The sequence below is a fragment of the Lyngbya sp. CCY1209 genome (assembly GCF_055795065.1).
Window position 1 is genome coordinate 1 of sequence record NZ_JAYFER010000377.1, and the last position, 8,593, is coordinate 8,593.

Annotated in this window: 5 protein-coding genes; 4 read left to right on the forward strand and 1 reads right to left on the reverse strand. The window is 53.6% G+C overall.

The window, feature by feature from the left end; genetic code table 11:
• Positions 1-46: 46 nt before the first annotated feature.
• The 4 genes from AC0QHF_RS10785 to treY all read left to right on the forward strand — a co-directional run bounded on the left by AC0QHF_RS10785 (position 47) and on the right by treY (position 7,054).
• A complete protein-coding gene (locus AC0QHF_RS10785) occupies positions 47-799 on the forward strand; it encodes a DUF4336 domain-containing protein (RefSeq protein WP_324704213.1) in 753 nt (250 codons plus the stop codon).
• A 157-nt stretch (positions 800-956) separates the two neighbouring features.
• Positions 957-2,027 (forward strand): DMT family transporter, encoded by a 1,071-nt coding sequence (locus AC0QHF_RS10790; protein WP_324704214.1) that lies wholly within the window; start codon positions 957-959, stop codon positions 2,025-2,027.
• Between the two features lie 19 nt (positions 2,028-2,046).
• Positions 2,047-3,879, forward strand: coding sequence for a malto-oligosyltrehalose trehalohydrolase (gene treZ / locus AC0QHF_RS10795; RefSeq protein WP_324704215.1), 1,833 nt, complete (start codon positions 2,047-2,049; stop codon positions 3,877-3,879).
• A 385-nt stretch (positions 3,880-4,264) separates the two neighbouring features.
• Positions 4,265-7,054 carry a malto-oligosyltrehalose synthase gene (treY, locus tag AC0QHF_RS10800; protein ID WP_324704216.1) on the forward strand — a complete coding sequence of 930 codons (2,790 nt, stop codon included), beginning with the start codon at positions 4,265-4,267 and terminating at the stop codon, positions 7,052-7,054.
• A gap of 119 nt (positions 7,055-7,173) precedes the next feature.
• On the opposite strand, the gene AC0QHF_RS10805 is transcribed toward treY, so the two are convergent.
• Positions 7,174-8,160 carry a YdcF family protein gene (locus AC0QHF_RS10805; RefSeq protein ID WP_324704217.1) on the reverse strand — a complete coding sequence of 329 codons (987 nt, stop codon included), beginning with the start codon at positions 8,158-8,160 and terminating at the stop codon, positions 7,174-7,176.
• Between the last annotated feature and the right edge of the window lie 433 nt (positions 8,161-8,593).

Genomic DNA, 8,593 nt, shown 5'->3' on the forward strand with positions numbered 1-8,593 from the left:
TGACAACGAGACGACTGAACTAGGAGCCGTGTGAGGTGAAAGTCTCATGCACGGTTCTGAATGGGAGGGGGAGATGGCAACATCTCTCTCGACCCTAATAACTCGCGTCGTTTGTATGCTTGAAAAGTTCGGGCCTTCCCTTTACTCGGCCGACGGGCCGACCGTTTCGTTCTTCGGCTTTCCGTACCCCACCCGCATGGCAGTGGCGCGACTCTCGGACGGCGGCGTTTGGGTCTGGTCCCCGATCGCCCTGACGGAAGAACTGGCCGACGAAGTGCAAGCCATCGGGCCGGTTCGCCACATCGTCTCGCCGAACAAAATCCATCACCTTTTCTTGGGCGAGTGGGCCGGCCATTGGCCCGATGCCCGCCTCTACGCGCCACCGGGACTCGCGCAAAGGAAACCCGAAATCCCCTTTGATGACGAACTCGACGACGAACCCCCCGCCTCCTGGGCTACGGATATTGACCAGGTGGTGTTCCGGGGGTCTTTCGCGATGGAAGAGGTCGTCTTCTTCCACCGGGTTTCGAGAACCGCGATCGTCGGCGACCTGATCCAACGGCATCTCGAATCGAAGATGTCGGGATGGAAGGGAGCGCTGATGCGCTTTGACGGCTTGGTTGGCGATCGCGGCAGTACGCCGCGAGAGTGGCAGGCCACCTTTTTTCAGCGCAGTTCCACCCGTGCGGCGCGAAAGGCGGTACTCGAATGGAATGCCGAACGGCTGCTGATCGCACACGGGAAGTGCGCCCAGACCGGAGCCGCCGAGATCCTCTCAACGGCGTTGAGTTGGATTTGAAGTCCCCCCCACCCGGGCCGGCTCCAACTGGACTTTTCGGGAAGCAAATCCTATGATTGTAAAAACAACTTAACAAAACTACATCAATCTCAAGATTGCCCCGCCGCGCCGTTAAGTGGCGGGGGGATCTATGGAAAGAGTGCTAGGAGTCAACCGAATGCAGCCAAAGCCGATCGCGAACCTACCCTTCAAACCCCTACTCCTCATCGCCCCGTTTTTCTTCTGGGGCACCGCAATGGTCGCCATGAAAGGCGTGATCCCCCACACGACACCGTTATTTATGGCGGGGGTGCGGCTGTTTCCGGCGGGGATATTGGTGCTGCTGGTGTGCCTGATCCAGGGACGTCCCCAGCCGAAAACTTGGAAGGCTTGGGCCTGGATCGCCCTGTTCGCGCTGGTGGACGGGGCCCTATTTCAGGGATTTTTGGCCGAGGGACTGCTGAGGACCAAGGCGGGTTTGGGATCGGTGATGATCGACACCCAACCTCTGGCGGTGGCGATCTTGTCGTTGTGGCTATTTCAGGAACGCATCCGCTTTTGGGGATGGCTGGGACTGGCGATCGGAATTATTGGGATTAGTACGATCGGTTTGCCGGACGAGTGGATTTTGGGTTGGCTGCACCTGGGTTCCGGCGATATAGCCCCCACCCAACTGTTTGAAAGCGGGGAATGGCTGATGTTGCTGGCGGCGCTGTCGATGGCCGTGGGGACGGTTTTGGTGCGTGGCGTCTGCCGCCACGTCGATCCGGTGGTGGGGACCGGATGGCACATGATTATCGGGGGGTTGCCGTTATTCGCCCTTTCTGGCATCTTTGAAACGGAACAGTGGGTCCACATTGATGCCGGGGGATGGGTGGCGATCGCTTATTCGACGGTGTTCGGGAGTGCGATCGCCTACGGATTGTTCTTCTACTTCGCATCCAGCGGATCGCTGACCAGTTTGAGCTCTTTGACGTTTCTCACCCCCATTTTTGCCCTGCTGTTCGGCAATCTATTTTTGGGAGAAGTGCTCAGTCCGCTACAATCGATGGGGGTCGGACTGACGTTGGTGAGTATCTACCTCGTCAACCAGCGGGATACCCTGGCCGAAAAGTTCGGATTCGATCGCGCCGACGGGAAATCCAACCCCCCGGAGGCCGAGTCGGAACCCCTGCTGAGTCCCGCAGAGGGCAAACCCGTGGAACTTTCGGTCAAAATGGGAGTCCCGGAATCCGAGCCGAACGCTTAATAGAACTGCGAGGAGGATCATGAAAGTTGGCGCAAACTATCTGGGCGGCGATCGCTGCGAGTTCGTCGTTTGGTCCCCCATCCGGGAGGCGGTGAGTCTCAAACTCGAAACCCCGGAAAGTCGGTTAATTCCGATGGAACGGGACGAGTCGGGATACTGGCGCGTCACCCTCGACAATATTCCGCCGGGCACCCGCTACAAGTTCGAGTTGGATGAAGACACGATTCGGCCCGATCCCGCCTCGGAGTTTCAACCGGAAGACGTGCACGGACCTTCCGCAGTGGTCGATCATGGGGCGTTTAATTGGGATGAGGGCGGCTGGCAAAATACCCCTCTGGAAGATTATATTATTTACGAATTGCACGTCGGGACGTTCACTCCCGAGGGGACGTTCGAGGCGATTATTCCCCGGATTTCTGAATTGTTGGAGTTGGGAATTACGGCGATCGAATTGATGCCGGTTTCCCAGTTTCCGGGAAGTCGAAATTGGGGTTATGATGGCGTTTATCCCTACGCGGTTCAGACCTCCTACGGGGGGCCGGAGGGTTTGAAAAAGTTGGTGAACGCCTGCCACCAGCAGGGGATGGCGGTGGTGATGGATGTGGTTTACAACCATTTCGGCCCGGAGGGGAATTACACCCGCGATTTCGGCCCCTATTTTACGCCGAAATATCAGACACCCTGGGGCAGTGCAATTAATTACGACGACGCGGACAGCGATGGGGTGCGGAATTTCGTCCTGGAAAATGTCCTGTGTTGGTTCCGGGACTACCACATCGATGCTTTGCGACTCGATGCTATACACGCCATTTATGATTTTGGGGCGAGACATATTTTGTCGGAGATGGCGGACTGGGTGGCGGAATTGTCCGAACAGTTGAATCGCAAGTTTTATTTGATTGCCGAAAGTGACCTCAACGACGTCCGGATTATTAATCCAAAAGAGCGGGGGGGATATGGGATCGATGCCCAGTGGAGCGACGATTTCCACCACGCTTTGAGGACTTTGATTACCGGGGAACTGACGGGTTATTACAAAGATTTTGGCACCTGCGCGGATTTGGAAAAGGCGCTGCGAGACCGCTTTATTTACACTTGGAATTATTCCAAAAATCGGCAGAGATTTCACGGCAGTTATGCGGGCGATCGCCCCCCGTCTCAGTTTGTCGTCTGCTGCCAGAATCACGACCAGGTTGGCAACCGAATGTTGGGGGAACGGCTGTCCGAACTGGCCTCTTTTGAGGCGTTGAAGTTGGCGGCGGGGACGGTGTTATTGTCGCCCTACATTCCGCTATTATTTATGGGGGAAGAGTACGGGGAAACAAGGCCGTTTCTGTATTTTATCAGCCACACCGATCCCGATTTGGTGGAGGCGGTTCGCAAGGGAAGAAAGGCGGAGTTTGAGGAGTTTCATGCCGTCGGAGAACCGCCGGATGCCCAGAGTCCGGAGACGTTCAAGCGATGTATTTTGAATTGGGAAGAACGGAATCAAGGCAAATACGGGGCTCTGTTGGCGTTTTACAAGCGGCTGATCGCCCTGCGAAGCGAAATTCCGGCGATTAAAAGTAGCGATCGCGATCGCCAAAAAATTGCCAGCAGCGAAGCGGATAAACTGATCTCTTTCCATCGGTGGACTCAAGATTCGCAAATTTTCGGTATTCTGAATTTCAATTCGGAATCGGTGGGTTATCAGTTTGACCCCGAGGGCGGGACGTGGCAGAAGCGGATCGACTCCGCTGATTCAGAGTGGATGGGGCCGGGTTCTTCCCTTCCGGATACCCTCGCCGAGTCCGAGAACATCTCCCTGGCGCCGGAAAGTTGCGTTTTGTACGAATGTCAGAGGGCAATTTAGCTATAATATGGGTTCGCGACTTGTCGCAGTCAATTCACGTCAAACTTGGGGGTGAGACATACCGCGATCGGCCTGTGTTCGCATTCGTCGGAGAGAAGCGTTTAGTGCCCCCGTCCCCGATATTCGACATCGGAATTGGCGATCGCTCCGACCCGCGACGCTTCAGGTCGGACGCGATACGATATTTGAGTCATTTTATGCCGTGCGATCGTCCTCTCCGGGGGACTCGACATTTAGATCAAGTCCGGACAATCACTTATCATATAAATGTCTGATTGTCAAAGTAAAAAAATAGTTTTTATAAAAACTATTTTAGCGGACATGATATGACCCATTCACAGACCAGTCAATCTTTGAACCCGACTCGTTGCGATCGAAATTAATTATGCGTATCCCTGTTTCAACCTATCGAATTCAATTTAACCCTAATTTTGATTTTGAGGCAGCCAAAAAAATCCTGCCTTACCTTAAAGAATTAGGAATTTCCGATATTTACGCCTCTCCCATTTTCAAAGCCCGGAGCGGCAGCAGCCACGGCTACGATGTCGTCGATCCCAACCAAATCAACCCCGAACTCGGTTCGCGAGAAGCCTTCGAGGAACTGATCGAAGAACTGCAAAACCGGGAGATGGGGTGGGTGCAGGATATCGTCCCCAACCATATGGCCTACGACAGCGAAAATAAGCTGTTGATGGACATTTTAGAACACGGACCGGATTCGGAATATTTCGACTATTTTGAAATCGACTGGGATCAGGTATACGACGACCTGCGAGGGCGGGTTTTGGCACCCCTCCTCGGGGATTTTTACGGCAACTGTTTGGAAAACGGGCAACTCAAATTATCCTACGACGAATCGGGTTTGAGTGTCAGTTACTACGATCTCAAATTCCCGCTTAGAATCGAATCCTACGCCACCTTAATTAGCTACAAAATCGGCGCACTTTCCCAAACGCTCGGAAACCGACACCCCGACGTTATCAAACTGTTGGGGGTTCTCTATATCCTCAAAAACATTCCCACGGAAACCTCCAGCCAGCAGCGTCGCAACCAGGCGGAATTTGTCCGGGGGCTGCTGTGGGAACTCTACCAAGACAACCCGGAAATCAAGAATTTCATCGATGAAAACATCGATTTCTTCAACGGGGAAGAGGGGAAAACCGAGAGTTTCAACCTCATGGACCGTCTCCTGTCCGACCAATTTTATCGCCTCTCGTTTTGGAAGGTGGGGGCGGAAGAATTGAACTACCGGCGCTTTTTTACCGTCAATGAACTGATTTGCGTCCGGGTCGAAGATTACAAAGTTTTTCAACGGACTCACGATTTGATCGGGCAGTTAGTGCAGTCCGGACAGTTCACGGGACTGCGAATCGACCACATTGACGGACTCTACAACCCCATCCAATATCTGCGGTGGCTGCGGGAAAAAACGGGGGATATTTATATCGTCGTCGAGAAGATCCTGGAACTCGACGAAAAACTCCCGTCCAACTGGCCAATTCAGGGGACCAGCGGCTACGACTTTTTGAACTATGTGAACGGTTTATTCTGTCAGGGTGAAAATGAGCAAAAATTTGATGATATCTACGTCCGGATGACGGGGCTCACCGCGCCTTACAGCGATCTGTTGGTGGAGAAAAAACGCCTGATCGCCGATAAAAATTTAGCGGGGGATGCGGACAACCTGGCGGGGCTGTTGAAGCAGGTGTGCGGACAGTATCGCTACGGGCGAGATTTCACCCTGGCGGGGTTGAAAACAGCGATTATGGAATTTTTGGTGCGGTTCCCCGTTTACCGGACTTACATCAACCAGGAAGGCGTGAACGAGGCCGATCGCACCTACGTCCAGCAGGCGATCCGGGAGGCGAAAGGGAAACTGCCGGAACTGTTGAATGAATTGAATTTGATCGAAAAATTCCTATTTTTGGATTACGACGAATTCTTGAGTGAAGAAAATCAACAGTTGTGGCTGCGGTTTGTGATGAAATTGCAGCAGTTTTCGGGGCCGTTGACGGCGAAGGGGATCGAGGATACGCTGTTTTATGTTTATCACCGATTTATCGCCCTGAATGAAGTGGGTGGGAACCCCAATCATTTTGGCATTTCTCTGGACAAATTCCACCAATTTAACCAATATCGTCTCGGGAGTTGGTCCGATGCCATGAATGCCACGGCAACCCATGACACGAAGCGGGGGGAAGACGTGCGATCGCGTCTGAATGTGATTTCGGAACTCCCGGACGAGTGGGAAGAAAAGGTGAAATGTTGGTCGGAATTGAACCGCCGCCACAAGACCCAAACTGATGCTAAATTGAGTCCCGATCGCAACGACGAATATTTCCTCTATCAAACCTTGGTGGGTTCCTTCCCCTTCTTCGAGGAGGAATATGAGGAATATGTGGAACGGGTGAAACAGTACGTGGTGAAAGCCGTGCGGGAGGCGAAGGTTCACACGGCTTGGTTGCGTCCGGATACGGATTACGAGGACGGATTTATCAATTTTGTCGAACAGATCCTCGACCCTTCCGAAGAGAATCAATTCCTCGCCGACTTCCGGCCGTTCCAGGAAAAAATCGCCTTCTACGGGATGTTCAATTCCCTGTCTCAAACCCTGTTAAAATTGGTGAGTCCGGGACTGCCGGACATTTACCAGGGGACGGAATTGTGGGATCTGAGTTTGGTCGATCCGGACAACCGGCGTCCGGTGGATTTCGAGGGCCGGCTGTCGTTCCTCCAGGAGATCAAGCGGCGGTGTCGGACGGGGATTCAAAACTTGATTGAAGACCTGGTGGCGACCTGCGAAGATGGGCGTTTGAAATTATTTTTAATGGCGCGGGTTTTGGAGGCGCGACAGCAGTATTTAGAGGTGTTCCAAACGGGGACTTATAAGCCGGTGGCGGTGACGGGTCAGTATAGCGATCGCGTCATTGCTTTCGCCCGCAGCGACGGCAAAAATACCGCGATCGCGATCGCGCCCCGATTTTTAACGGGTGTCGTCCAACCCCCCCAATTCCCCCTCGGCGAGGTGTGGGGCGACACGGCGATCGAACTTCCCCAGGGCAGCGGTTCGAGTTGGCACGAAGTCATCGCGGACGGGACAATTTCGGGAGGCGACCAAATTGCGATCGCTCAGATCCTGCAACATTTCCCCGTCGCCCTTTTGATCGATCAATAAAAACGGGAGTTTGCGAGTGGGGAGGGCGAAGGCCATTCGCCCCTACAAAAAAAGAGGTGCGGGATGGGGAAATATCGGCAGTTTCCCGACTCCCGACTCCCGACTCCCGACTCCCTCAATTACAAACCCGGTGCCAGCCACCCCCGCAGGAAGTAATAGAAACTGACCAGATATTCGTCAACGACTTTCGTGGTCAAAACGAGGGCGTCCGCATTCGGGGCAAAATCCTCGAAGGAAACCCTCCTTTTGCGTTTTCCGCTGGGAATAAACGTGAAAAAGTTGGTCGGGGCAGGAATCACTTTCAAACCGACATTAGTAAATGTCAAAGCCGCCCGCCGCGTTTCCAAGGCTGATGTTACCAAAATCACCGCCCGTCCCAAACCTTTTTGATCCATAATTTGTTGAACTGCGAGGGCTTCTTCTCGCATATTGTGGGCCTCGGTGACGAGGATGATATCTTCCGGCAAAACGCCCATATAAATGAGCAGTTGTCTGATATCTTTGGCTTCGTTGGTGGGGTGTACCAACTCGTGGCGATCGCCCGCGGCGACGATCACTCGGGAGGCGAAACCTTCCCGGTAAAGTTCGGAAGCATAGGGGATGCGATCGCCCGTATCCGTCAATTCAATCTGGGTCCGGTTGGGCAGTTTGGGTTCCGTCGTTCCCCGCCCCAGCAGCACGATCGCCCCGGCCCTCTCGCCGCAACACAAATCATTCTGAACCGTTTCGACCGCCACCCGTTCCACCTGCAACGCCAGCCATTGGGCGAGTACCGGTGTACTCGAAAGAATTAAAATTAAGAGTGCAGTTAAAATCAGATTGGGAGCTGGACTTTTAATGCCCCCGTTGGTGATCAATGCCGCCGCGATCGTCAGCAGTAAAATCGACAAACCGAGGGGCCGCAAGAAAATCGCCAGGAGTTGAAACACTGCGGTTCCCACCGCACTGTCCGGTGCCACAAAGGCGACAATTAGCAAGGTGAGGGTCAGCAAAAAAAACAGGCGACTCACCAGGGTGTTTTCTTTCCCAGCCAACAGCTTCCAGATCCGAAAAGAAATGGTAATTAGCAGCAGTAAAACCAGGACTTGAGTCAGTAATACAAACATATTTTTCCCTCATTTTTGTGATTGGGGATGGAACAGTTTTGAGAGAAATTGACGCTCCATACAGCAGTTCTGATAATCCACCGATCTTTTCCCGCCAACCCGAAGTCAATTTAGAATAGAATCATGGGACTTCCGCCACCCGAAAATGGCCGGAAGCTGGCGATCGCGATATTGGGAAATTCTAGGATTTGGAGAAATTATAGCCCCATCACGGGTACACGGCTCAATTTATACTACACGACGGTCGCCGCTGACAATAGCGGAGGAGGCGGAGGAGGCGGAGGAGGCAGAGGAGGCAGAGGAGGCGGAGGAGGCGGAGGTTGAATTGGGGGTGGGCAGGCACGGAGGCAGAGCCCCTACAATCTAAAATTCCCTACACCCTACACCCTACACCCTACACCCTACACCCTACACCCCACACCCCACCCCCCAC